This window comes from Micromonospora sp. NPDC050784 (genome assembly GCF_044456765.1).
Taxonomy (GTDB): domain Bacteria; phylum Actinomycetota; class Actinomycetes; order Mycobacteriales; family Micromonosporaceae; genus Micromonospora; species Micromonospora foliorum.
In genome coordinates, this window is the sequence record NZ_JBITGG010000027.1 from 44,576 (window position 1) to 69,243 (window position 24,668).

Annotated in this window: 23 protein-coding genes; 6 read left to right on the top strand and 17 right to left on the bottom strand. The window is 71.1% G+C overall.

The features are described from left to right. Nucleotides 1–62: 62 nt before the first annotated feature. The 3 genes from ACIBD9_RS28760 to ACIBD9_RS28770 all read right to left on the bottom strand — a co-directional run bounded on the left by ACIBD9_RS28760 (nt 63) and on the right by ACIBD9_RS28770 (nt 3,338). Nucleotides 63–188 (bottom strand): hypothetical protein, encoded by a 126-nt coding sequence (locus ACIBD9_RS28760; protein WP_274527293.1) that lies wholly within the window; start codon nt 186–188, stop codon nt 63–65. Next, nucleotides 185–1,633 carry an OFA family MFS transporter gene (locus ACIBD9_RS28765; protein ID WP_396722345.1) on the bottom strand — a complete coding sequence of 483 codons (1,449 nt, stop codon included), beginning with the start codon at nt 1,631–1,633 and terminating at the stop codon, nt 185–187. The genes ACIBD9_RS28760 and ACIBD9_RS28765 overlap by 4 nt, the downstream gene beginning before the upstream one ends. A 277-nt stretch (nt 1,634–1,910) precedes the next feature. Beyond that, the gene (locus ACIBD9_RS28770; protein WP_396722347.1) at nt 1,911–3,338 is read right to left on the bottom strand and encodes a DHA2 family efflux MFS transporter permease subunit; all 1,428 of its coding nucleotides are present in this window, start codon (nt 3,336–3,338) and stop codon (nt 1,911–1,913) included. Nucleotides 3,339–3,442: 104 nt separating this feature from the next. On the opposite strand from ACIBD9_RS28770, the gene ACIBD9_RS28775 reads away from it, so the two are divergent. Continuing rightward, nucleotides 3,443–4,120, top strand: coding sequence for a TetR/AcrR family transcriptional regulator (locus ACIBD9_RS28775; protein WP_396722412.1), 678 nt, complete (start codon nt 3,443–3,445; stop codon nt 4,118–4,120). Nucleotides 4,121–4,151: 31 nt separating this feature from the next. Here the strand turns inward: ACIBD9_RS28775 and zwf are convergent, their stop codons facing one another. Beyond that, a complete protein-coding gene (zwf, locus tag ACIBD9_RS28780; protein WP_396722348.1) occupies nt 4,152–5,531 on the bottom strand; it encodes a glucose-6-phosphate dehydrogenase in 1,380 nt (459 codons plus the stop codon). Between the two features lie 192 nt (nt 5,532–5,723). Here zwf and ACIBD9_RS28785 point away from each other — a divergent pair, with 192 nt between their 5' ends. Further along, nucleotides 5,724–7,343 (top strand): beta-N-acetylhexosaminidase, encoded by a 1,620-nt coding sequence (locus ACIBD9_RS28785; protein WP_396722350.1) that lies wholly within the window; start codon nt 5,724–5,726, stop codon nt 7,341–7,343. A 118-nt stretch (nt 7,344–7,461) separates the two neighbouring features. Here ACIBD9_RS28785 and ACIBD9_RS28790 read toward each other — a convergent pair whose 3' ends face one another. Beyond that, complete coding sequence (locus ACIBD9_RS28790) at nt 7,462–8,388, bottom strand: PhzF family phenazine biosynthesis protein (RefSeq protein WP_396722352.1); 927 nt, start codon at nt 8,386–8,388, stop codon at nt 7,462–7,464. Nucleotides 8,389–8,473: 85 nt separating this feature from the next. On the opposite strand from ACIBD9_RS28790, the gene ACIBD9_RS28795 reads away from it, so the two are divergent. Then, the gene (locus ACIBD9_RS28795) at nt 8,474–9,256 is read left to right on the top strand and encodes an alpha/beta fold hydrolase (protein ID WP_396722354.1); all 783 of its coding nucleotides are present in this window, start codon (nt 8,474–8,476) and stop codon (nt 9,254–9,256) included. A 269-nt stretch (nt 9,257–9,525) separates the two neighbouring features. On the opposite strand, the gene ACIBD9_RS28800 is transcribed toward ACIBD9_RS28795, so the two are convergent. The 4 genes from ACIBD9_RS28800 to ACIBD9_RS28815 form a co-directional block, all read right to left on the bottom strand. Further along, complete coding sequence (locus ACIBD9_RS28800) at nt 9,526–10,032, bottom strand: DUF523 domain-containing protein (protein WP_396722355.1); 507 nt, start codon at nt 10,030–10,032, stop codon at nt 9,526–9,528. Beyond that, nucleotides 10,026–10,697 (bottom strand): HAD family hydrolase, encoded by a 672-nt coding sequence (locus ACIBD9_RS28805; protein ID WP_396722358.1) that lies wholly within the window; start codon nt 10,695–10,697, stop codon nt 10,026–10,028. The genes ACIBD9_RS28800 and ACIBD9_RS28805 overlap by 7 nt, the downstream gene beginning before the upstream one ends. A gap of 102 nt (nt 10,698–10,799) precedes the next feature. Then, nucleotides 10,800–11,561 (bottom strand): hypothetical protein, encoded by a 762-nt coding sequence (locus ACIBD9_RS28810; RefSeq protein WP_396722360.1) that lies wholly within the window; start codon nt 11,559–11,561, stop codon nt 10,800–10,802. Beyond that, nucleotides 11,558–12,109, bottom strand: coding sequence for an AAA family ATPase (locus ACIBD9_RS28815; protein WP_396722361.1), 552 nt, complete (start codon nt 12,107–12,109; stop codon nt 11,558–11,560). Before ACIBD9_RS28815 ends, ACIBD9_RS28810 begins: the two co-directional genes overlap by 4 nt. Before the next feature lie 59 nt (nt 12,110–12,168). Between ACIBD9_RS28815 and ACIBD9_RS28820 the strand changes: the two genes are divergently transcribed. Further along, a complete protein-coding gene (locus tag ACIBD9_RS28820) occupies nt 12,169–13,158 on the top strand; it encodes a tyrosine-type recombinase/integrase (protein ID WP_396722362.1) in 990 nt (329 codons plus the stop codon). A 6-nt stretch (nt 13,159–13,164) separates the two neighbouring features. Here the strand turns inward: ACIBD9_RS28820 and ACIBD9_RS28825 are convergent, their stop codons facing one another. The 5 genes from ACIBD9_RS28825 to ACIBD9_RS28845 all read right to left on the bottom strand — a co-directional run bounded on the left by ACIBD9_RS28825 (nt 13,165) and on the right by ACIBD9_RS28845 (nt 18,627). Beyond that, nucleotides 13,165–13,821 (bottom strand): fasciclin domain-containing protein, encoded by a 657-nt coding sequence (locus ACIBD9_RS28825; RefSeq protein WP_396722364.1) that lies wholly within the window; start codon nt 13,819–13,821, stop codon nt 13,165–13,167. A gap of 93 nt (nt 13,822–13,914) precedes the next feature. Continuing rightward, nucleotides 13,915–16,023, bottom strand: coding sequence for a M14 family zinc carboxypeptidase (locus ACIBD9_RS28830; protein ID WP_396722366.1), 2,109 nt, complete (start codon nt 16,021–16,023; stop codon nt 13,915–13,917). A 114-nt stretch (nt 16,024–16,137) separates the two neighbouring features. After that, nucleotides 16,138–16,941, bottom strand: coding sequence for an MBL fold metallo-hydrolase (locus tag ACIBD9_RS28835; RefSeq protein WP_396722368.1), 804 nt, complete (start codon nt 16,939–16,941; stop codon nt 16,138–16,140). Further along, the gene (locus ACIBD9_RS28840; RefSeq protein ID WP_396722369.1) at nt 16,938–17,738 is read right to left on the bottom strand and encodes an alpha/beta hydrolase; all 801 of its coding nucleotides are present in this window, start codon (nt 17,736–17,738) and stop codon (nt 16,938–16,940) included. Before ACIBD9_RS28840 ends, ACIBD9_RS28835 begins: the two co-directional genes overlap by 4 nt. Nucleotides 17,739–17,847: 109 nt before the next feature. After that, nucleotides 17,848–18,627, bottom strand: a complete 780-nt coding sequence (locus ACIBD9_RS28845) for an endonuclease/exonuclease/phosphatase family protein (RefSeq protein ID WP_396722371.1) — start codon at nt 18,625–18,627, stop codon at nt 17,848–17,850. A gap of 183 nt (nt 18,628–18,810) precedes the next feature. On the opposite strand from ACIBD9_RS28845, the gene ACIBD9_RS28850 reads away from it, so the two are divergent. Next, nucleotides 18,811–19,584, top strand: coding sequence for a sulfite exporter TauE/SafE family protein (locus ACIBD9_RS28850; protein WP_396722373.1), 774 nt, complete (start codon nt 18,811–18,813; stop codon nt 19,582–19,584). On the opposite strand, the gene def is transcribed toward ACIBD9_RS28850, so the two are convergent. Further along, entirely contained in the window at nt 19,581–20,090 is a 510-nt protein-coding gene (gene def, locus ACIBD9_RS28855; protein WP_387166729.1) for a peptide deformylase, read from the bottom strand. The two genes, ACIBD9_RS28850 and def, sit on opposite strands and share 4 nt — an antisense overlap. A 5-nt stretch (nt 20,091–20,095) precedes the next feature. After that, nucleotides 20,096–21,343 carry a chorismate-binding protein gene (locus ACIBD9_RS28860; RefSeq protein WP_396722375.1) on the bottom strand — a complete coding sequence of 416 codons (1,248 nt, stop codon included), beginning with the start codon at nt 21,341–21,343 and terminating at the stop codon, nt 20,096–20,098. A 123-nt stretch (nt 21,344–21,466) separates the two neighbouring features. Here ACIBD9_RS28860 and ACIBD9_RS28865 point away from each other — a divergent pair, with 123 nt between their 5' ends. Then, a complete protein-coding gene (locus tag ACIBD9_RS28865; RefSeq protein WP_007460326.1) occupies nt 21,467–21,667 on the top strand; it encodes a DUF5999 family protein in 201 nt (66 codons plus the stop codon). Nucleotides 21,668–21,817: 150 nt separating this feature from the next. On the opposite strand, the gene gcvP is transcribed toward ACIBD9_RS28865, so the two are convergent. Then, entirely contained in the window at nt 21,818–24,640 is a 2,823-nt protein-coding gene (gene gcvP / locus ACIBD9_RS28870; protein ID WP_396722377.1) for an aminomethyl-transferring glycine dehydrogenase, read from the bottom strand. Nucleotides 24,641–24,668 lie beyond the last annotated feature (28 nt).

Below are 24,668 nucleotides of genomic sequence, written 5' to 3' on the forward strand. Positions count from 1 at the left end.
ACGCGGTTCGCTCGGTCAGAGACCGCCGGGCGTTCACCCGGTCGGAGACCGCCGGACCCGACTCAGTGGGTGAACAGTTTCGCCGCGGTCATCACGGTCTGCGCGACCCCGTAGCCGAGCAGCGCCGCCACCACCAACCAGGAGATCCACAACCGGGCCTGCTGCCCGGGTCGGCTGTCCTCGCTCATCGCGTCCCACTCCTCTGCGCCGTCGTGTCCTCGTCCACGTCCCGATCCCGGTTCTCGTCCGCGCTCTGTTCCGCGTTCTGTTCCGCCGCTGGTTCGTGGTAGCGCTGCGGCACCGGCCGCACCAGCAGGTTCGCCACGAAGCCCACGGCCAGCACCCCCACCATCGTGAACAGCGCCGGCCGGTACGCCGCGGCGGTCAACGAGCCCGGCTCGCCCTGCGCGTCGAGGAACCCGTTGACGATCAGCGGACCGGCGATCCCCGCCGCCGACCAGGCGGTCAGCAGCCGGCCGTGGATCGCGCCGACCTGGAAGGTGCCGAACAGGTCCCGAAGGTACGCCGGCACGGTCGCGAACCCACCGCCGTAGAACGACAGAATCACGCAGGCCAACAGCACGAACAGGGCCGTCGAGGTCTGCCCGACGAGCGCCAGCAGCGCGTAGAGCACCATGCCGACACCCAGGTACACCAGGTAGATCGGTTTGCGGCCGATGACGTCCGAGGTGGACGACCACGCGAACCGGCCGGCCATGTTGAACAGCGACAGCAGACCGACGAACCCGCCGGCCGCCGCGACGGTCACCGCCGAGGTGCCGTTGTCGCGGAAGAAGTCCTGGATCATCGGGCTGGCCTGCTCCAGGATGCCGATGCCGGCGGTCACGTTGCAGAACAGCACCACCCACAGCAGCCAGAACGAGCGGGTCTTCACCGCGTTCGCCGCCGACACGTTCGCCGTGGTGACCAGCGGCTTGGCCGCCACGCTGGCCGGGTCGAAGCCGGCCGGCCGCCAGCCCTGCGCCGGCACCCGTACGTTCGCCACCCCGAACATCATGATCACGAAGTAGCCCAGGCCGAGTGTCACGAACAGCCACACCAGGGCGCTGCCTGACGCGGTCGACCCCGCGTTGGCCGGGTCGTAGCCGGCGTCGTAGAACGACAGCAGTTGCCGCGACAGGGGCGAGGCGACCATCGCCCCACCACCGAACCCCATGATCGCCAACCCGGTGGCCAGCCCCGGCCGGTCCGGGAACCACTTGATCAGGGTGGAGACGGGGGAGATGTAGCCGATGCCCAGCCCGATGCCGCCGAGCAGCCCGTAGCCCAGGTACAGCAGCCACAGCTGCTTCGTGGCGATGCCCAGCGAGCCCACCAGGAAACCCGCCGCCCAGAAACAGGCGGACACGAACATGGCCTTACGCGGCCCGTTCGCCTCCACCCACGTCCCGGCGACCGCGGCGGACAACCCGAGCATCACGATCGCGATGCTGAAGATCACCCCGATCGCCGTCTGGCTGGTGTCGAAGTGGGCGATCAGGGAGTTCTTGTAGACGCTTGTGGCGTAGACCTGACCGATGCAGAGGTGGATGGCCAACGCCGCCGGGGGGATGAGCCAGCGGCTGTAGCCGGGCGGCGCGACGGTGTGCCGACGATCGAGTGCGGAAAGCATGCGCTGCTTCCTCTCCGATGAGGACGAGAAACGTCGCACCCAACGTGCCCCCACCACTCGTGCCCGGCAAACCTCACCGTCGCCGGACGGTCGCCCCGCTGAGCTGAGCGGTCAGTCAGCGCGCCGCACGACGCGCACCCCGTGCGACGTGATCGACTCGGCTTCCTGAAACTCGGGGTGTCACGGCGGGCCGGACGCCCCTACGTGCGGGGAAACCGAGTCGATCACGCCGGCGCCGCAGGCCGGCGCGTGGCGTCCCGGCCTCCAGCGTGCCGGCTCAGGCGGCGACCGCCGCCTCGGCGACCCGCTCGGCGTCGGGGCGCAGTTGCGGGGTGGCCAGCGAGATGACCAGGTTGACGATCGCGAAGACGGCGGCGATCAGCAGCCCACGGTGGAACCCGTCGACAAGCGCCTGCTGCTGACCGGCCCCGCGACTGAGCGCCTCGGTGACGTGGGTGACCGACAGCGTGGTGACGATGGCCAACCCCAGGGCGCCGCCGACCTGGTACACGGCGGTGACCACACCGGACGCGGCGCCGGCCTCATGGTGTTCGACGTCGGAGATCGCGGAGATCTGGGCGGGTACGCCCAGCGTGGTGATGCCCAGGCCGAACAGCAGCAGGCCGGGCAGCAGCTCGCCGGCGTAGGAGCCGGTGGCGCTCGCCCCGCTGAGCAGCAGCAGGCCGGTCACGCTGAGCAGCGCGCCGACGATCTGCAGGGTGCGGGTGCCGAGTCGGTGCACCAGTTGGGTGGCGAGGGCGGCGCCGGCGATGGCCGTCGCGCCCATCGGCAGGAACTGCAGGCCGGCGGTCAGCGGCGAGGCGCCGCGTACCTGCTGCAGGTAGATCGCGGTGAGGAAGAACATCGACAGGAACGCGGCGCCGTTGAGCGCCAGCGCCCCACTGGAGACACTCAACGCCCGGGAGCGGAACAGTCGCAGCGGCACCAGCGGCGCGGCCGAACGCGCCTCGACACCGACGAAGACCGCCAGCAGCGCGACCCCGCCGATGAGGGTGGCGAGCACCTGCGCCGAGCCCCAGCCGGCGGACTCGGCCCGGACCACGCCGAACACGACGGCGAGCAGGCCGGTGGTGCCGAGGACCGCGCCGAGCGCGTCGAAGGTCCGGGGGCCGGGCTGGGAGTGCCGCACGGCCGCCACGAAGGTCGGCACGATCGCCACGAGCGCGATGACGATGGGTACGTTGACGAAGAACACCCACCGCCAGCTCAGCGCGTCGACGAGCAGGCCGCCGGCGACCACGCCCAGGGTGCCGCCGAGCCCGGCGAGGGCACCCCAGATGCCCATGGCGATGTTGCGCTCCCGTCCGTGCGCGAAGGTGATGGTGAGGATGGCCAACGCCGCGGGGGAGAGCAACGCGCCGCCCAGGCCCTGCACGGCGCGCGCGGCGATCAGCAGGCCGGGCGAGGTGGCGAGCCCGGCGAGCAGGGACATCGCCCCGAACAGCACCAGGCCGGCGATGAAGACCCGGCGGGCGCCGAGCAGGTCGGCGGCGCGACCGCCGAGCAGCAGGAAACCACCGAAGAGCAGGGTGTACGCGCTGATCACCCATTGCAGGTCGTCAGCGGTGAAGCTCAGGTCGGTCTGGATGTTGGGCAGTGCCACGTTCACGATCGTCACGTCGAGGATGACGATGAACTGCGCCACCGACAGCACCGCCAGAGTTGCCCAGGGACTACGTCGCATGCCTACCCCATCGGGAGAGAAGACGTCACGCACAGCGCGGTATACGCCGTACATCTACAACGTATACGTAGATGTGTACGTAGTACACTGGTCTCGTGGCCAGTATGAGCAAGGACACCCCGCAGCGTCTCGACCCCACCGCGATCGTCACGAGCGCGCTGCGCATCGCCGACGCCGAGGGCCTGTCCGCGATCACCATCCGCCGGCTGGCCCAGGAGCACGGCGTCACCCCGATGGCGCTCTACCGGCACTTCCGGGACAAGGGCGACCTGCTCGACGCGCTCGCCGCACGCCTGCTCGCCGACATCCGCCTGCCCGAGCCGAGCGCCGCACCCTGGGACGAGCAGGTCCGCGCCATCCTGGCCGCCTGCCTCGCCGTGCTGCGCCCACACCCCACCGTCGCCGGGCTCGTACCCACCCGCATCCTGCTGTCCGAGCCGGGCCTGATCCTGGTGGAGCGCATCCTCGCCCTGCTCGACGGGGCGGGCTACCCCCCGGAGCAGGCCACCGAGATCGGCAGCCAGGCCCTCTGCTCCCTGGTGACCCTCGTCGCCACCGAACCGGGCGCCATGGGCAGCACCGACCCGGACACCCGCGACGACGCCATCCGCGCCAAGCGGGCGGCGCTGCAGGCGTTGGCGCCGCAGCGCTTTCCGCACGTCCTCGCCGCCGCCGACGCGCTCACCCTCTGCGGGGACCGGGACGGCTACTACGACCTGGGCATCGAGTTCGCGGTCGCCGGCATCCGCGGCATCCGCCCGGCGACCCGTACCACCGGCTGACCCCACCGCCCGCGAGCGGTGCGGCCCGCCGCTACCGCAGGTCGGGCAGGTGCCAGCCGCCGGCCAGCGCGTCGGCGTCCGCCGGACCCCAGCTGCCCTTCTCGTAGGACTGCACCGCCGCCGCCAGATCCAGGATCGGCTCGACGATGCGCCACTCCTGCTCGATCGTCTCGGCCCGCGCGAAGCGCAGGTGCTGCCCGTCCATCGCGTCGTCGAGCAGCCGCTCGTACGCCTCCTGCCGGCGACCGAGAGCCGAACCGAAGTCGACGGACAGGTCCACCGGACGGCTCGCCACCTCAGCACCCGGGCTCTTCGCCTGGATCGACATCGTGATGCCGTCACCGCGGCCGAGGCGGAAGCGCAACAGGTTCGCCGCGGTCGCCGTGCCCCCCTCGGCGGGGATCAGTGAGCGCTGCGGCTGCTTGAACTCGACCACGACCTCCGTCGCCGTGCCCGGCAGCGACTTGCCGGTGCGCAGGTAGAAGGGCACGCCCGCCCAGCGGGGGGAGTCGACAGTCAACCGGGTCGCCACGAACGTCTCCGTGTTCGAGTCCGCCGCCACGCCCGGCTCCTCGCGGTAACCGGCGTACTGCCCCCGGACGGTGGACTCCGGCGACAGCGGGGCGATCTGCCGCAGCACCGCGGCCTCCGCCTCCCGGAACGCCGCGGTGTCGTCGCTGGCGGGCGCCTCCATCGCGATGAGCGCGACGACCTGCAGGATGTGGTTCTGCAGCACGTCCCGGGTCGCGCCCACCGTGTCGTAGAAGCCGGCCCGGCCCTGCGTGCCGAAACCCTCGGCGAGGGTCACCTGGATGTTGTCGATGTGCTCGTTGTTCCACAGCGGCTCGAAGAGTCGGTTGGCGAACCGGAAGGCGTAGAGGCTCTCGACGGCTTCCTTGCCCAGGTAGTGGTCGATGCGGAACACCCGCTCCGGCGCGAAGGCCACGCCCAGCGTGCGCTCCAACTCGCGGGAGGACTCCAGGTCACGCCCGAACGGCTTCTCCACGATCACCCGACCCCGGTCGGCCAGACCCACGGCCGCCAGGCCCTCGACGACGGAGCCGAACACCGCCGGAGGGATCGCCAGGTAGAAGACCGGCCGCTCGGCGTCGCGCAGCCGCTCGGCCAACCGCTGGTACGTCGTCGGGTCGGCGTAGTTGCCGGAGATCATCAAAAGGTTGTCGGCCAGCCGGTCGAACGTCTCGTCGTCGATCTCGTCATGGGCCTCGGTGACCGACTTGCGGGCCATGGTGACCAGCTGCTGATCATCCCAGGGGGAGCGGGCCACGCCGATCACCGGAACGTCGAGACGGTCGCGCCGGGTCAACTCGTACAGCGCCGGGAACAGCTTCTTCGAGACAAGGTCTCCGGTGACGCCGAAAAGCACTACCGCGTCTGAGCGCACGTGCATGGCACTTCCCATTCGATCATCCGAACCTGATCTTCCGAACGGACAACGGCACGACCCACTCCAGGAATTCCCCAGCGTGTGGCGTACGTGAGGTCGGCGACAACACTGTCTCGACGAGGCCTTATGTTAAGGAAGGTTTACAGTACAGGCGGAACGCCGGTAGCCTGCGACTCTAATCGACGAAGGTCGATCATGACGAGGCCTGGAGGTACCGTGCGTCGCCGACACACCACCACACGGCTGCTGGCCCTAGCCGCACTCGCACTCCCACTCATCCTGCCCGCCACCCCCGCCTCCGCAGCGGCACCCACCACACCAGCCCGACAGCTCGACGACGTCATCCCCGCACCGGTCGAAACCCGCCCCGACGCCCACAACACGTTCCGGATCACCCCCCTCACCGTCATCCGCACCACCCCCGGCTCAGCCGCCGCCCGGCGCATCGGCGACCAACTCGCCACGACACTGCGCCCCGCCACCGGCCACCCCCTGCCCGTCCTGCCCGTACGCTCCACCCCGCTACCCGAGATCGCCCTGCTCATCGGCGGCGCCGACGACCGCATCGGCCAGCAGGGCTACCAACTCGACGTCACCCGCCGCGGCGTGACGATCCGCGCCAACACCCCCGCCGGCCTGTTCGCCGGCACGCAGACACTGCGCCAACTACTCCCCGCCGAGATCGAGGCACCCGACCGACAGCGGAGCACCTGGACCGTCCCCGGCGGACGAATCGTCGACTACCCACGCTTCGCCTACCGCGGCGCGATGCTCGACCTCGCCCGGCACTTCCACACCGTCGACGACATCACCGCCTACGTGGACCTGCTCGCCCAGTACAAAATCAACTACCTGCACCTGCACCTGACCGACGACCAGGGCTGGCGCATCCAGATCGACTCCTGGCCCCGCCTCACCACCGTCGGCGGCGGACCCGGCACCGGAGTCGACGGCGTCGGCCCCGGATACCTCACCAAAGCCGACTACCAGGCCGTCGTCGCCTACGCCGCCGCCCGACACATCACGATCATCCCCGAGATCGACATGCCCGGGCACACCAACGCCGCCCAGTCGACGTACCCCGAACTCAACTGCGACGGCGTCGCACCGCCCCCGCGCACCGACATCGCCGTCGGCTACAGCTCCCTCTGCATCAACGACGAGCTCACCTACCGCTTTGTCGAGGACGTCATCCGCGAACTCGCCGCCATCACACCCGGACCATTCCTGCACATCGGCGGCGACGAAGCCCACGCCACCACCGACGAGGACTACCGCACCTTCATGAACCGGGTCCTGCCCCTGGTCGCGAAGTACGGCAAACGCGCCTCCGGATGGAACGAGATCACCCAGGCCGACCTGTCCACCGACGTCGTCGCCCAGTTCTGGGGCACCGGCACCACCAACGCCAGCCTCGCCGCGGCCGCCGCCCGCGGCAACAAAATCATCATGTCCCCGGCGAACAAGTCCTACCTGGACATGAAGTACGACGCCAACACCCGCCTCGGCCTACGCTGGGCCGGCCTCATCGAGGTGTCCGACGCCTACGGCTGGGACCCCGCCACCCGGGTCACCGGCGTCGGCGAGAACGCCATCCTCGGCGTCGAGGCCCCGCTGTGGTCCGAGACGCTGCGCACCCTCGACGACATCGAGTACATGGCCTTCCCCCGCCTGCCCGCCATCGCCGAACTCGGCTGGTCCACCACCGCCAGCCACGACTGGGAGTCGTTCCGGACCCGGCTGGGGGAGCAGGGACCCCGCTGGCGACTGCAACAGGTCGACTTCTACCCGTCCCCACAGGTGCCCTGGCTCTGAGCCGTACCCACCTCGCACGCTGTTCGTGGGCACCGGCCGACCCGGCCGGTGCCCACGACGATCAGCGACCGCAGACGGTGTCCAACGCCTCCAGCGACGGGTTTCACCGCACCGCACGTCATCTGGCGTGATACGGATACGGCACCGCACGGACAATCATCGCGTCGGCCCCCACCAGGACCCGCGCCCCGGTGGAACTCGGACGGGCAGAGGCGATGATGGTAGCCGGTTCGCCGAGGACGTCACCCATGTCGACGGTCAACTCGGTGAAGCCGCTACCCGCCATCCGGGCGGCCAGGCAGGCGGTGCTGTTCACATTGGCGATGTCCTCAGGAACCCCAATCGACGGCGCGAACATCCGGGCCACCACACCACCCGTACGGGTGGGGTGCGAATAGACGTAGCAGCCCAGCAACCCCAACCTGTCGCACGCCGCCCGGAGCCGGTCCAGGCGAGGGCCCAAGGCCACGACCGCACCAGGTGTGGTGACCGGCACCAACATCCGCGCCCGCCCCAACGACGCCACACACGCCCCGGAAACAAGGTCGCCCGCAGCGACACCGAGGGCGTCGACGACGAGCCCAACCTCGAACGAGGTCGCGTCCCGTACGGCCACCGGACCCGGGTCGAACGAGGCACGGATCTGGTCACCGTCGCGGACCGCGCGACCGACGAACGTACGCCCCGACACACGCAACCTGAACTCGTGCTCGCCACCGCCACGACGCCCGGCGAGGTACGCCACCGCCGCCACCGTCCCATGCCCACACGCGGGCAGTTCCCCCTCGGCGGCGAAGAACCGCAGATCCACAGGCTCGTCGCCCACGACCCGCCCCACGAACACGGCATGCGACGTGCCCATCCGGACCGGCACACGGCTGCGCTCGGCGTCGCTCAACACGTACTTCGCATCCGGTGTGGGGGAGAGAGACTCATCGACGACAGATGTTGGGCTGCCCCCACGCCCGCCCCGAAGGCAGGCGTTGACGATGGTCACCACAACCGAGTCGTCGGAAGCGGCCACCACCGCACTGTCGTCACCCACGACGCCACCACCCCACTGGTTCCGTGCCATCACCGTCCACCCACGTCGTACGCACCAAGCCAACACCCTCAGTAGCATCTCGACCATGAACCTGGCGGTCGATCAATCAGCGGAAACCGGACCACCTGTGGTGTGCCTACCCATGTTCAGCATGAGCCGCGCCGCCACGGCCGCCGCCTTCCGCCCCGCCCTCGCCGGCACCGGCCTGCGAGAGATCTACCTGGACCTGCCCGGCCACGGCGACACCCCCGCCAACTGCCCACCCACCTCCCAGGCGGTGCTGGACACCGTCTGCGCCTGGCTCGACCACCACGTCGACACGCCAGTCCTGCTCGCCGGTGGCTCCTACGGCGCGTACCTGGCCGCCGGCATCGCCCGCCAACGACCCAACCTCGTCCGCGGCCTGCTCCTCGTCTGCCCCGGCGTCACCATCACCCGCGACAGCCGGGACCTGCCCGACGACCCACCACTCGACGCGCCCCCGGGCTGGCTCGACGCCGCTCCCACCGAACTGCACGCACACCTCGACGCCGCCCTGGGCCACCGCACCCCAGCCGTCGTCGCGACGGTGCTCGCGGCAATGAACGCCGGTGGCCCCGGCGACGCGACCTTCCAACAGCAGCTGCAGACCGGCCCCGACTACGCGCTACCCGACGAGAGCGCTGAGGTCGTCTTCGACGGGCCGGTCAGCGTGATCACCGGCCGACAGGACCGAATCATCGGCTACGCCGATCAGTTCCGCGCCATGCGCCACTATCCGCGCGGCACCTACACCATGGTCGACGCGGCCGGACACTACCTGCCGTACGAACAACCCACCCTGCTGCGATCGTTCACCCAGGACTGGCTGCGCCGCACGCGAGGCTGAGATGTGTCTGTGGGGGAGCGGACCCCGCCAACGAGGGTGACGGGGTTCGTCAGCCTCGAATCACTCATCCGAAGCGTTTGATGCGTACCCCTTCCGGGCGCCTGCCGCCGCTGCTCATCCACCGGCTCAGCGACCGCCGCGACAAGATCACCACGTTCCTGACCCGTCAGGAACCCCGCGAGGCACCATGACACGGCGGCGGATGAGCCGACGCGCGCATCTGTCGTTGTGAGTGCGTGAGGTGATACCGCACGCTGCGTCGAGCGGGGTCAGCCGTTACCGTGCTGCCGTTCCTGCTCCGCCAGAGCAGCCGCTGCCCTGTCCAGGTCGTAGTGAGAAAACACAGGGATGCCCCGGCGGCGCAACGCCTCGGCCGCGACGCCACGCCCAGCGACAGTGACGCCGGTGAAGGTTCCGTCGTGAACGTAGGTGCTACCGCAGGTAGGGCTGCCCTCGACCAGGATGGCGAGCCCGACGCCGGCCTGCAGTGCCTTGTCGACCGCCCGCTGCGCCGCCGCCTGGAACAGTTCGGTGACGTCACGGCCCGATGCTTCGTGCACTTGGGCGCGGCCGTCGAGGACGTCGGCCGCGCTGCCGCCGACGATCTCGGCTGCCGGGCGCGGCACCGGGAATCCGACGACCAGTTCTGGACACAGCGACACGAGGCGCCCTTCAGAAGCCCACCGCTGCCAGATCGGAGAGGCGACCGGCACGCCAGTCTCGTTGAACCGGATCGGTGCGCCGCCCAGGCAGCCGCTGACCAGGATTTTCAACACGGCAACACCTGGGGCAGCAGCGCCGTCAGCGTCGCCGCCGTGTAGGTTGCCGTGACCCCCGGCGGCAGGCCGACTCCAGCACGGTCGAGGAATGCCGTGTCGATACCCAGAGCGGCGGCTCCGGCGACATCGGATGATGCGGAGTTGCCGATGTGGATCACGTCGCCGGGGCCCAGGCCGAGGCGGGCCAGCGCGAGCTGGAACGGTTCAGGGCGGGGCTTGTATGCGCGGGCTTCTTCGCTGGTCACCGCGGCGGCGACGGCAATGCCGTGCCACCGCAGCACCGCCGTCAGGTCGTCCTGGTCGACGTCGGAGACCAGGCACACCGGCACCGTCACAGCATCGAGGAACGGCCGGCTGTCGTCGTATAACGGTGGATGACGCCAGGAGTCCAGCTGCTTGCGGCAGATCGGCTCAAGCTCCACGGATGCCCCGAAGTTCGCCACAGCCTCGGTGAGGCTGCCGAGCGTCAGGTCTGCGAGCGTACGAAAACCGGCCCCATACGCCATTTCGGCGCTGGCCTCCAGCCGTCGGGACCACTCTGCCGCGATAGCAGACGGATCGACTGCGATCAAATCTGCTACTTGCACGCAGACGTCATTGACCGAGCTCTCATCATCGTGTACGAGCGTGCCGTACACGTCCAGCAAGATCGCCTGATACACAGTGAGACGCTACCGGACTGATCTGACCCAAGCCGGATTCGATAATGCAGATTATGTAAAGTGAGGCGTTCTGGCGGTCCCCTTGCCCTCACCCGAGCGGGGTCACTCGCGCGTCAGGCCGGGCGGACACGCGTCCTCGTCCGGACCGACGAGGCGCGCGTTGACCAGCGGGTTGCGCCGCAGGGCCGTCAGTACGGCCACACTGGCGCCGATGTCGGTCCAGGTGTCGTCCCACAGGGCGGAGACGAGCCAGGAACGATCCGCCGGAAAGAACAGGTCGGGCAGCGCCCCGGCGCCGCGCATGTGACCGCTGCGCCAGGTGAGGGCCTGTTTCGGCCCGGCCTCGACCAGTACGTACGACCAACCCCAGTAGAGAGACACCCTCGGGGCATCCGGGAAGACCACGTCGTGGGCGCCGGTGTCGAGAAAGCCCAGCCACCACGGCTGCTCCGGCGTGCACCACACCAGTTCGTCGATCACCGCGCGTTCGTGGGCTTCGAAACCAACCCCTTCTGGTGGGTAGAAGGTGCCGTACGCGTCGAACACCGGCGGGATCGCGGCGGTGACCGAGAAACCCTGCGTGGTGCGCCCGGCGAGCCAGGCGACGTCGCCGGCGGTGCCGATCCGCCAACTCCGCCCGTCCTTGTCGACCTGGGCGGGGCCGGTCCGGGCTCTGGTGTCACTGGCGTGGTGGGGCGCGGCGACGGCGGCGGGCGATGCCCACGGCGACCACCCGGGCCGGTCGGTCACCCGCCACCGATGCCCCTCGGGACAGACCCAGGCCATGGGATCGTCCGGATCTCGGTACACGGTGGGTGTGCCGGGTTGACCACACTCGGGGCAGGTGGCAACGGGCGACGTCATGTCGCGCACGATACGTGTTTCTCGATCAGTGCCACCCGTGTCCGCACCGGTCCGGCCGGCACATCGACCAGCTGGTATCCGTGGTCCTCGTACACCTCCTGGTGCAGGCGGGCGAAGGCCAGCGTGTCGGCGTAGCTGATCTGACGCGCTGCGGTGTGTCGGATGAAGCCCAGCGGGCTGATCAGGAACACCGGGCGTTGGTAGGTGCGCTCGCGCATGATCCGGTCCACCTCGGCGATCAGTGCCGGGCCGATCGGTCTGCCCAGGTGGCGGGCCAGTGCCAGGGTGCACAGCGGCGACCGGTCGTAGAACTGGACCGGCTGACGCGCGTCGGCTTCGACCTGCCGGTGGTGTTGCAGCGCGGCGACAGCGTCGACGAAGTCGGTGTCGTGCCACGGCGCGGCGTACCCCTGTGCCTGCCTCTCGGCGATGAGGTCCGTGGCGGCCTCTCGGACGGTGACGTGTCCCCTGCGGTGGAGCACCTCGATGATGGTTGTCTTGCCGGCGCCGGGCGCTCCTGTGAGGACGTACCGCCGGGGTTCTGGCATCTCCTCCCCCTCTCTCGGTCCCCTACCCGGAAACCCGAAAATGCTGCATAATATGCCTTATGCATGACAAACAGGACGAATCGCTTGCGGTACTGATCGAGGAGTTCCTGACCGCGCGCGCCACCCGCAAGCCCTCCCCCCACACCCTGGCCGCGTACCGCAGGGATCTGCACGCGATCGCGGCTCTGGTCGCGGAAGCCCCTCCCCTCCCCCTGGACGCCTTGTCGATCACCGACCTCTCCCCCCGGGTGATGCGGGCGGCCTTCGCCCGGTTCGCCGCCCCCCGGGCGCCCGCGTCGGTGCATCGGGCCTGGTCCACCTGGAACAGTTTCTTCACGTTCCTGGTCGCTGACGGGTTCGTGGCGGGCAACCCGATGCCGGCGGTCGGGCGTCCTCGGGCGCTACTCCCCCAGCCCAAGCCGCTGCGCGGCGCGGACACCCCCGAGGTGCTGCTCGCGTCCGCCGCGCGCGACGACGGTCGGCAACGCGACCCGTGGCCGGAGCGGGACGTGGCGGTGTTGGCGGTGGCGCTCTGCGCCGGGCTGCGCCTGTCGGAGCTGTTGGCGTTGCGGGTCGACTCGCTCGGTGGTCGGCCCGGTGAGCGGCGGGTCGAGGTGGCGGGCAAGGGCGGGCGGCCTCGGGTGGTGCCGATCGAGGCGGATCTGGACCGGGTGCTGCGCGACTACCTGGACAGTCGGGTGCGGCGGTTCGGCTCGCGGTCGGTACGCCCCGACTCGGCGTTGCTGGTGGATCGGCGTGGTGAGCCGTTGCGCCGTGGTGGCCTGCAGTATCTCGTCGAGTCGTGTTACCGGAGGGCCGGTATCGGTGACCGGGTGCCGCGTGGTGCGCGGCTGCACGCGCTGCGGCACACCTTCGCGACCCGGTTGGCGGAGGACGGTGCGAGTGCGGCGGAGATCATGCGGTTGTTGGGGCACGCGTCGTTGGCGTCGTCGCAGACGTACATCGAGGTGACGGCCGGGCAGCAGCGCGACGCGGTCCGCGCGAACCGGACCAACCGCGCGCTGGCGGGTCTGGTGCCGCCGGGGTGAGCGTGGTCAGTGTGCGCGGTCGCCGGTGCCGTCGGCCGTGACGGGCAGGGGGCCGAGGACGGCGTTGATGATGTGGATGCGGGCGTTGGTGGCCTGGTAGTCGGCGCAGACCGTGTCGGCGCGGTCGCCGAGGCGGGCGGTGGCCCCGGTACGGGTGACGGTGACGGTGACGCCGTCGAGGGTGGTGGCGGTGCCGGCGGTGGTGAGGTCGGCGATCGGGTGGGTCCCGGTGATGAGGTGGGCTTTCAGCAGGGTGCGGAGCTGGTCGGTGTGGCGGGTCATGAGGTCGTCCCAGTTGTCCTCGGAGAACGTGGCGGCGAACGCGTCGTCGGAGGGCGCCAGGACGGTGACGCCGGTGCCGGCGGGCAGGTCGGTGAGGACGCCGCTGGTGCGCAGGGCCGCTTCGAACGTGGTGAGGGTGGGGATCCAGCGCAGCGCCTGTTCGACGGGTTGACCGGCGAGGAAGCTCGGGTTGCCGGGTTCGGTGCCGCTGGGCAGAGCGGCGCAGAGCGGACCGGTGATCTGGGGTGCGGTGGCCGTTGGCGCGGCGTCGGCGCGGGAACCTGCGGGGCTGCTGGTGCAGGCGGCCAGCAGCAGTGTCGGCAGGAGCAGGCCGAGTGCCCGTCGTCGGGGGTGGCGCGGTGCGGTGGCGGAATGCGACACGGCGGCCTCCACGGGTTCGGGGTTGGTCGGTGGGTTGTGCCGGCGGCGCGGGCAACGGGCCCGCGCCGCCGGCAGCGGTTGTCTAGCTGTCGGTCACAGCGTCGCGCACTGGGTGGTGCGGGGGCCGTGGACGGTGTTGGTGATGCCGAGGTTGGTCGGTGCGGGGTTGTTGCCGGTGCAGCTGAGCGGGCCGCGGACGGTGTTGCCGATCAGCAGGGGTGCGTCGGTGCCGGTGGTGTTGCCGGAAAGGTCGACCGGGCCGGCGATGGTGACGTCGATGATGGAGATGGCGTCGGTGGTGTTGGCGATCCGGACCGGGCCGTTGACGCTGCTGTCGGCGAGCAGAACGCCGGCGGCGCCGGTGGCGCTGAGCGGTCCGCTGATGGTCGTTCCGGTCGTGACGAGTGCCGCGCCGGCCCGGACGGTGACCGGGCCGTTGATGGTGGCGTCGTCGGCGCAGGTGAAGCCGGTGACGACCAGGGGTCCGTTGCGGCGGCCGGTGAGGGTGGGATAGACGCGTTCGCCGTCGGTGAGCTTCTCCACGCCCTTGGTGTCGAGGAGCAGTGGGATGAGGCCGCGTTCGGGTTGGTTGAGGGGCACGTAGTAGCCGTCGCCGGTCTTGATGACTTTCCAGCCGTGGGCGGCGATGCGCTGGGCGACGGTGGTGCCGACGCCACCGGGTCCGTCGGTGCGGGCGCCGTGGTACTGCGCGTCGGTGAGTTTGTAGGCGCAGGGTGCGTTGTCGAGGATCAGGTCGGCGGGGGGCGCGTCGAGCGGCGGTGGGCTGTCACCGGGGTGCGGTGCCGGGTGGGCCGGGATGGGGCGGGAGCCGCGGAAGACCAGCCGGCCGGTGTTGGCGGCCTGGAACTCGATGGCCTCGGTACGGGCCTTGAGGATGTCGGCGCGGTCTTCGCGGTGGTAGTCGAGGAACTGCTGGAACGTCCACAGGGCGGAGTACGTCTTGCGGCGCCGGTTGTTGGCGGTGTTGCCCTCGTCGGGGCGGGTCTGGCCGCCGGAGCTGCGCAGTTCCAACAGCGAGTTGGTGACGTTCTTGAGCCCGAGGGTGTTGCGCAGGATGGTTTCCTCGCTGAGGCCGACGTTGCCGCCGCCTTCGCAGCCGTAGGGGCAGGCCCACCAGCCGGCTTCGGCGCCCTTGGCGTACATGTGGTCTTCGATCATGTCCTGGGACTGGTCGAAGATGGGTTGGGCGACGTTCTGGTGCCGTGGGGGCAGCATCGGCAGGTCGCCGGCGCGGGAGTTGCCGAACTCGTGGCCGTCGTAGCCGGCGACGGGTCGGTAGTCGCGGACCATCCTGATGTACGCGGCGGTCTCGGGTTGGCGGATGAGGGAGTAGTCGCGGTTGAGGTCCTGGCCGGTGGAGTTGCCGCGGGTGTTGTTGGCGCGGCCGTCGCCGTTGATGGTGGGGACGATCAGGACGGTGGTGTGGCTGAGCAGGTCGGTGATGCGGGGGTCGGTGCTGAAGGCGAGTTGGCGGGCCATGATGAGGCAGGCTTCGCGGTCGCCGGGTTCGTTGCCGTGCACGTTGCAGTTGATGGCCAGGGGTGCGGTGGCGGCGACGGCTGCGGGGGTGGCCGGCGGGGTGGGGTGGCCGATGACGAGCATGTTGATGGGTCGGTTCTGCACGGTGCGGCCGAGTTCGACGACGCGTACGCGGTCGCTGAGGGCGTCGATGGCGGCGGTGTAGGCGTACTCGTCGGTGTCGCTGGTGTATTGCGCGGCGTGGGTGGTTTCCCATTGGGTGCGCAGCTGTTGGCCGGGGGTGTCGGGGTTGCCCCAGGGTGCGGTGGTGGTGGCGGTGACCGGCTCGGAGTAGGGCTGTTCGGTGCTGCCGGTGCGGGCGCGGACGCGCCACTGGAAGGTGTCGCCGGGGTTGTAGCCGGAGTCGGCGAAGGTAGGCGCCTGTTGGTTGATCTGGCGGTTGGGTCGCCAGATGCCGACGATGGTGGGTGCGCCGGTGGGGGTGTTGTCGGCGTCGACGGGGGTGCGTTCGATCTGGTAGTCGGTGGCGCCGTCGACTGGTTGCCAGGCGAGGGTGGTGTATCCGTCGGCCTGGTGGGCGGTGAGGGCGGTGACCTGGTCGGGTAGCGCGGCTTGTTGGGCGTTGGCGGGGGTGGGCGCGGTGGTGAGGGTGACGGCGATGAGGGTGGACACGGCGATGAGGGTGGTTCGCTGACGTCTCATGTGGCCTCCGACGAGTTGATCGTGGCGCGTGTCGACCAGCATGGTTGTCGGAGTTCGTCGATGCAATGATCTTGAGGGAATCTTGCGACTCGGTGGGGTGCTCCCCCGCCCTCGTCAGGCGTCGATGATGGTGGTGGGTTCGCCCGGTGGGAGCCAGCGGATGCTGTCGCGCACCGCGGGCGGGGCGGCGGTGAACGCGCGCTCGATGACCTCGCGGGGCTCCTGGAAGTGCTGCCAACCCTCGTAGTGCACCGGGATCACGGTGTGGGGTCGCAGCGCGGCGCACAGCTGGACGGCTCGCCGGGCCGTCATCGAGTAGCGCAGCGGCCCGGTGACGGGGAACCGTACCCCGCCCAGGTGCAGCAGTACGGTGCCGATCCGGGTGCGGGTGGCCACGTCGCGGACCCGGCGGGTCAGCACGGTGTCGCCGGTGATCCAGAGCGCGCCGTGGTGTTGTCCGGCCCAGCGCAGGGCGAAGCCGATGACGTCGCCGACGATCGGGCCGCTCAGCGGTGGGCCGTGCCGGCAGGGCGTCGCGGTCACCTCGATCGTCGGTCGTGCGGGGTGCGTGATCCGGGTGGTCTGACCGGCGCGCAGGCCCTGGGTGGCGGGGCCGAGCCGGCGTGCCCCGGACACGGTGGTGAGCACGGTGCCCGCGCCGCTGAGGAGCGCGCGGCCGGCGTCGTCGAGGTTGTCGCCGTGGTGGTCGTGGCTGAGCAGCACCGCGTGGATGGGCCCGAGGTCGGCGGCGGGGATCGCCGGGCCGGTGATCTTCCGGGACGAGGTGCCCCAGCCGAAGGTGTAGCGCCGCCCGGGCGGGTCGAAGGTGGGATCGGTGAGCAGCCGCCACCCGCCGACCTCGATCAGCGTGGTGGGGCCGCCGATGTGGGTGATCCGCAGCGGCGGCGCGGTGTTCACCGGGCGTGCCGCAGGGCCCAGTCGAGGGCGTCGTCGGCGATCTGCTGCCAGCCCTGTTGGGCGGGGAGCAGGTGTGCGTACCCGTGGTAGAGCTTGACCTCGGTGATGGTGTCGCCCTGGTAGTGCGCGGCGTTGGCGCGCTGCACGCTGGGCGGCATGATGTGGTCCTCCGAGCCGGAGATGAACAGCAGCGGCGCGCGCTGGTCGTTGTGGTAGTTGACGGCGATGTCCTGGGGGCCGGGCAGCAGGTTGGCCAGGACGCTGTCCCAGAGGATGCCGCCGGCGGCGGGGATGGCGTAGCGCTCGTACAGGGCGCGGGCCTCCGGCTCGTCGAAGGTGTTGGTGAACGCGTAGTTCCACTGCTCGAAGGTGAACCCGACGGCGCGGTGCCGGTTGGCGGGGTTGCGCAGCACCGGAAAGGTGGAACGCAGCTGGGAGAACGGGATGTTCTTGACACCTTCGGTGGGCGCCGAGTTGAGGGCGACTGCGCTGGCGCCGTACCCCCGGTCGAGCAGCACCTGGGTGAACGCCCCGCCGGCGGAGTGACCCATGATGATCGGCGGCTTGGGCAGCGCGTCGACCACCGCGGACAGGTGCGCGATGACCTGCGGCGCGGTCAGCGTCTCCAGGGGGCTGGGGTCGGCGTTGATCGCCTCGACCTCGCCTTCCAGCCCGGGGTACGTGGGGGTGAGCACCTGGTAGCCCTTGGCCTGGTAGTGAGTGACCCAGTGTTCCCAGCTGCGGGGGGTCACCCAGAACCCGTGGATGAGCACGATCGTGTCCGGCGTGTCGCTCATGGTCAGCTCCGTGATTGTCGGGGTGGCGATGGCGCAACGACGGTGGTGTCGGTTGAGCCCACCCTAGACATTGGTGGCCCGCGATGGTGGCCTGTCGGGCGACCAGGAATCAGCCGAGGTCGACCAGCAGGGGGCGGTGGTCGGAGATGGTGGACGGTGGCGCGGTGACGGCCCGTACCGGTGGGAGGTCGGCGAGGGCGTGCCGGTCGGCGAGGATGTGGTCGAGTTGGACGCGGGGCTGCCCGGAGGGGTAGGTGGGGCGTCGGCCCAGGGGGTGCCAGCCGGAGATGAGCCGGGCCGCGCCGGCGGGCAGGTTGAGGTCGCCGAGCAGGACGCGGGGGCCCGGGAGGGCGCGCAGGGCGCGGACGGTCTGGCGTAGTTGGCGGGCGTTCCAGCCGGGCACGAAGGACAGGTGGGTCGCGGCGACGGTGAGTGGGCCGTGGGGGGTGTCCAGGACGGCGGCGAGGACCACGCGGGGTTCGTCGTGCAGCAGGATGAGGCCGCCGCGGGGGCCGGGCACGTAGACCGGTGAGCGCACGGGCGCGGGCTTGAGTCGGGTGACCTGCCAGCTGCGGACGGGGTATCGGCTGATCAGGCCGATGCCGTAGCAGGGTTCGCCGTGGCCGTCGTCGTCGTGGCGCAGTGGGCGGAACTGTTCGCCGGGGGTGCCGACGACGGCGGCGGCGAAGCGGTGGTGGGGTGCGTTGAGGGCGCGGGCGGCGATGGCGGTGAGGTCGAGGTTGCCGCTGCGGTGTTGGTCGCGGTCGACCTCCTGCAGGGCGAGTACGTCGGCGTCGAGGGCGGCGATGGCGGCGGCGAGTCGGGCGGGGTCGACGAGCCCGTCGGTGAGGGACCGTCCGTGCAGCAGGTTGAACGTGGCCAGGCGCACTCCTGCACCTTACGTGCCCGTGGCATGGTTGCCGGGTGGCGAAGGTGTTGCTGTGCTCGGTGCTGGTGTTCGTGGCGGTCGGGGCTTTGGGGGTGTGGTTGCGGCGTACGCGGGGTCGGTGAGCGGGTGAGGCTTGCCACTTGAGGGCTGCTGCGGCGCGTCGGGTGGGGAGAATTGCCGCCCGTGGACGCCGTGACGCTGAGTACCCTGCTGGCCGCCGCGGCGATGGCCGGGTGGGTCGATGCCGTGGTCGGTGGCGGCGGGTTGCTGCTGCTGCCGGCGTTGCTGGTGGCCGCCCCGGGGTTGCCGGTGGCCACCGCGTTGGGCACGAACAAGTTGGCCGCGATCTTCGGTACGGCCACGGCGGCGGCGACGTACGCCCGCAGGACGACTGTCGACTGGCGGGTGGCGGGGCCGGCGGCGGGGTTGGCGGTGTTCAGCGCGGGTGTGGGCGCGGCTCTCGCCGGGGCGGTGCCGGCGTCGGCGTACCGGCCGGTCGTGTTGGTGGTGTTGGTGGCGGTGGCGGTGTTCGTGCTGCTGCGTCCCCGCATGGGGGTGGTGGCGGTGCCGGCGAAGCGCACTCCGGTGCGGGTGGCGGCGGTGATCGCGGTGGCCGGAGTGGGGATCGCCCTGTACGACGGGTTGATCGGCCCGGGCACCGGCACGTTCCTGGTGTTGGCGTTCACCGCCCTCGTCGGTGCGGATTTCGTGCACGGCTCGGCGATGGCGAAGGTCGTCAACGCGGGGACGAATCTGGGCGCGCTGGTGGTGTTCGGGGTGACCGGGCACGTGTGGTGGCTGCTGGGCGCGGGCATGGCGGTGTGCAACATCGCCGGCGCGGTGTTGGGGGCGCGGATGGCGTTGCGTCGCGGCTCCGGGTTCGTGCGGGTGGTGCTGCTCGTGGTGGTGGTGGCGTTGGTCGCGAAGCTCGGCCACGACCAGTGGGTGGCCCGCTAGCTGCGGCGGCTGGGTGAGTCGAAGCGCCCGGCGCGGATCTCGCGCAGGGCCCGGCGGCGGGTGTCGCCGCGCAGGGTGTCGACGTAGAGCTTCCCGCCCAGGTGGTCGGTCTCGTGTTGCAGGGCGCGGGCCAGGAACCCGCTGCCGGCGATGGTCAGCGGCTCGCCGTGCTGGTCGACGCCGTGGGCGGTGGCGTGCAGGGCCCGCACGGTCGGGAAGTACAGCCCGGGGATGGACAGGCAGCCCTCCTCGTCGTCCTGGAGCTCCTCGGACAGCTCGAGGGTGGGGTTGATGAGGTGGCCGCGGTGCCCGTCGGCGTCGTAGACGAACACCTGGGCGCTGACGCCGATCTGCGGTGCGGCGACGCCGGCGCGGCCGGGGGCGCCGAGCAGGGTGTCCATCAGGTCGGTGACGAGGGCGCGCAGCTCGGCGTCGAAGGTGGTGACCGGTTCGCATCCGGTGCGCAGGACAGGGTCGCCGATGATCCGGATGGGCCGCATGGTCATGGGGTTCAGCGTATCGCCGTCCGGTGCGGCGCTCGGCGCCCGGCCAGGGTGGCGCGGATCGGGGTGGTCTTCGCGGCGGCCTCGGCGACCTCGGCGTGCGCGTCGCTGTCCCAGGTGATGCCGCCGCCGGCCCAGGTGTGCAGCCGCTGGCCGTCGGCGGCGGCGGTGCGGATGGTCAGGCCGAGGTCGACGTGGCCCGGGGCGACCCAGCCCAGGGCGCCCATGCTGGCGCCCCGCCCGACGGGTTCGAGGGCGCTGATCTGGGTCAGGGCGGCGAGTTTCGGGGCGCCGGTGACGGAGCCGCCGGGGCAGGTGGCGCGCAGCAGGTCGGCGAGGCCGAGGCCGTCGGCGGCGGTGGCGCGGACGGTCGACTCGGCCTGCCACAGGTCGCACCAGCGGCGTACGGCGAACAGGTCGTCGACGGTGACGGTGCCGGTGCGGGCGATGCGGGCGAGGTCGTTGCGTTCCAGGTCGACGATCATGATGTGTTCGGCGCGTTCCTTCGCGCTGGCGAGCAGTTCGGCGCGGCCGGCGGGGGTGGCCGGGCGGGTGCCCTTGATCGGTCGGGTGATCACCTGCCCGTCGGTGACCTCGACGAGGGTTTCCGGGGAGGCGCAGCCGATGGCCCAGCCGTCGCCGGTGAGGACACCGCCGTAGCGGGCGCCGGGGAGCGCGCCGAGGCGGCTCAGGGCGGGCAGCGGGTCGCCGGTGTAGGGGGCGGCGGCGTGGCCGACGAGGTTGCTCTGGTAGACGTCGCCGCGGCCGATGGCGGCGCGGACCGCGTCGACGGCGGCGGCGTGCTGCCCGGGGGTCCAGCTCTCGGTCCACTCGCCGAGCCACCACGGCGTCGGTGGGCCGGGCCGGGTGGCCCGGGTGGGGGTGTGCTCGAAGACGACGACGGCGAGGTCGGGCAGGGTCGGCGCGGGTTCGGGTGCCCCGGTGGGGGCGCCGGCCAGCAGAGCCCCGGCCGCGGCGGACAGGTACAGGGCCGCGCCGCAGGCCCCGGTGCCGTGCTGGGCGGCGGCGGGTCGGGTCAGGTCGTGCAGGGGCAGGCCGTGCGCGGCGAGGAACTCCTCGGCGAGGGCCGCGGGGTCGCCGCCGTCGCCGCGGGACCAGTGCAGGCGGGCGCGTTCGGTGAGCGCGCCCCGGCACGCGGCGGGCGCGGCGGGCACATCGACCAGAGCAGCCGAGCCGCTGTCCGCGGGGCACACCTGTGGGAGCGTTTCCACGCCGTACGGTCCAACCTTCCTCATCCGTTCAGTGGATTTCCCGGTCACCAGGCAGGCACCTGCTCGATGTTGGACACTTTCGCTTGGTACTGTGCGTCACTGGTCATGTGAACCATGACACAGTGCCCCCACAGTCCGGAGAACCCGATGTGCCAGCACCAACCGACCTGCCCCTCCGCTGAAGCCACCGACCGGGAAGCCGCGCGGGTCCTCGCCTGCTTCCGTGAGCAGGGCTGGAGCCTGCTCTGCAACGGTGTCATCGTCTTCGAGGACACCGGCGAGCTGCTTCCCGACGGCAGCAGCATCGCACCGCACCGCGGCCCCGCCCGCCACGCCCTCGTGGCCTGACCGACCACTCAGCGTCACCGTTTAGCCGCCGTCGACCCAGGCTAGTCCCCCGGTAAGGGACGTCCCCGCCCAGGTCGCAGCGGCTGCCGGGGCAGGCCGTACCGCCCGCCCCGGCGCGCCGTCGTCAGTCCCCGACCGGCTGCGGCGTTGTCAGTCCTCGAACGCCTCCGGCGACGGGCACGAGCAGACCAGGTTCCGGTCGCCGTACGCGCCGTCGATGCGCCGCACCGGCGGCCAGTACTTCCCGGCCCGGTCCACCCCGCCCGGGTAGGCGCCCACCGACCGCGGGTACGCGTGCGACCACTCGTCACCGCTGACCATCGCCGCGGTGTGCGGCGCGTTGGCCAGGGGGTTGTCCCCCGCCGGCCACGCCCCGGACCCCACCTGCTCGATCTCCGCGCGAATCGCGATCATCGCATCGCAGAACCGGTCCAGCTCGGCCAGGTCCTCGCTCTCGGTCGGCTCCACCATCAGCGTCCCCGCCACCGGGAACGACATCGTGGGCGCGTGGAAGCCGTAGTCGATCAGCCGCTTGGCCACGTCGTCGACGCTCACCCCGGTCGCCTTCGTCAACGGCCGCAGGTCGAGGATGCACTCGTGCGCCACCAGGCCCTTGTTGCCCGCGTACAGCACCGGGAAGTGCCCCCGCAGCCGCGCCGCCACGTAGTTCGCCGCGAGCACCGCCACACCGGTGGCCCGGGTCAGCCCCTCGGCGCCCATCATCCGCAGGTACGCCCACGGGATCGGCAGGATCCCCGCCGACCCGTACTTCGCCGCCGAGATCGCCGGCGTCGCGTCCGCGTGCGCGCCCAGCGGGTCACCGGGCAGGAACGGCGCCAGGTGCGCACGCACCGCCACCGGGCCCACCCCGGGCCCTCCGCCGCCGTGCGGGATGCAGAACGTCTTGTGCAGGTTCAGGTGCGACACGTCCGCGCCGAACTTGCCGGGCTTGGCGAACCCGACCAGGGCGTTGAGGTTCGCCCCGTCGACGTACACCTGCCCGCCGGCGTCGTGGACCTTGGCGCACAGCGACGCGATGCCCGTCTCGTACACGCCGTGCGTCGACGGGTACGTCACCATGATCGCGGCGAGCGCGTCGCGGTGCTTGTCGATCTTCGCATCCAGGTCGACGAGGTCGACGTTGCCGTCGTCGTCGCAGGCCACCACCACGACCCGCATGCCGGCCATCACCGCCGACGCCGCGTTCGTGCCGTGCGCCGACGACGGGATCAGGCACACGTCGCGGTGCGTCTCACCGCGCGACGCGTGGTACGAGCGGATCGCCAGCAACCCGGCCAGCTCACCCTGCGAACCGGCGTTGGGCTGCACGCTCACCGCGTCGTAGCCGGTCACCTCGGCCAGCCACGACTCCAGCTGACCGATCAGCTCCCGGTACCCGGCGGTCTGGGTGTCCGGCGCGAACGGGTGGATGTTCGCGAACTCCGCCCAGCTGACCGGCTCCATCTCGGTGGTCGCGTTCAGCTTCATCGTGCACGAACCGAGCGGGATCATGCCCCGGTCCAGGGCGTAGTCGAAGTCCGACAGCCGCCGCAGGTAGCGCAGCATCGCTGTCTCCGAGTGGTGGCTGCGGAACACCGGGTGGGTGAGGAAGTCGCTGCCGCGCGTCAGGTCGACCGGCAGGGCCGCGTCCACGTCACCGTCGAACGCGGGCACCCCGAACGCCTCCCACACCTGCTCCAGGTGCGCGTCGGTCGTGGTCTCGTCGCAGGACACCCCCACCCGGTCGGCGTCGACCAGCCGCAGGTTCACCCCCCGCTGCGCGGCGGCCTCGACGACCTGCGCCGCCGCGCCGGGCACGGTCGCGGTGACGGTGTCGAAGAACGCGACGTCCGCGACGTCCACGCCGCCGGCGCGCAACCCGGCCGCGAGCCGCGCCGCCATCCGGTGGGTACGCGTCGCGATGTCCCGCAGCCCGTCCGGGCCGTGGTAGACGGCGTACATGCCGGCCATCACCGCGAGCAGGACCTGCGCGGTGCAGATGTTGCTGGTCGCCTTCTCCCGCCGGATGTGCTGCTCGCGGGTCTGCAACGCCAACCGGTAGGCAGGGTTGCCGTCCGCGTCGCGGGACACCCCGACCAGGCGCCCGGGCAGCATCCGCTCCAGGCCCGAGCGCACCGCCAGGTAACCGGCGTGCGGCCCACCGAAGCCCATCGGTACGCCGAAACGCTGGGTGGTGCCGGCGGCGATGTCCGCGCCGATGTCCCCCGGTGCGCGCAGCAGCGTCAACGCCAACAGGTCCGCCGCCACGGTCACCAGGGCGCCGACGGCGTGCGCCGCCTCGACCAGGCGCGCGTGGTCGCGGACCGCACCGGACGCCCCCGGGTACTGCAGGTGCAGGCCGAAGAACTCCGCCGGCAACTCGTCACGCTCGACGTCGAGGACCCGCACGTCGATGCCGAGCGGTTCGGCCCGGCTGGTGATCACCGCGATGGTCTGCGGCAGGGCGTCGGCGTCGACGACGTACACCCGGCTCTTGCTCTTGGAGGCCCGCCGCGCCAGGGTCATCGCCTCCGCCGCCGCGGTGCCCTCGTCGAGCATGGAGGCGTTCGCGGTGGCCAGGCCGGTCAGGTCGGTGACCATCGTCTGGAAGTTCAGCAGCGCCTCCAGCCGGCCCTGGCTGATCTCCGGCTGGTACGGCGTGTACGCCGTGTACCAGGCCGGGTCCTCCAGCACGTTGCGGCGGATCACCGCCGGGGTGTGCGTGCCGTGGTACCCCAACCCGATCATGGAGACGGCGACGGTGTTCCGGGCCGCGAGGGCCCGCAGCTCGGCGATCGTCTCGGCCTCGGTGGCCGGGTCGGGTAGGTCGAGGGTGCCGTGCCAGCGGATCACCTCGGGGATCGCGGCGTCCATCAGCTCGTCGATCGAGTCGTGCCCGACGACCTCCAGCATCCGACGCTCATCGTCGGGGCCGGGACCGATGTGACGGGTGGCGAACTGCTCTACGGTCATAGGGGCACTCCCGGGGCGAGGTCGACGT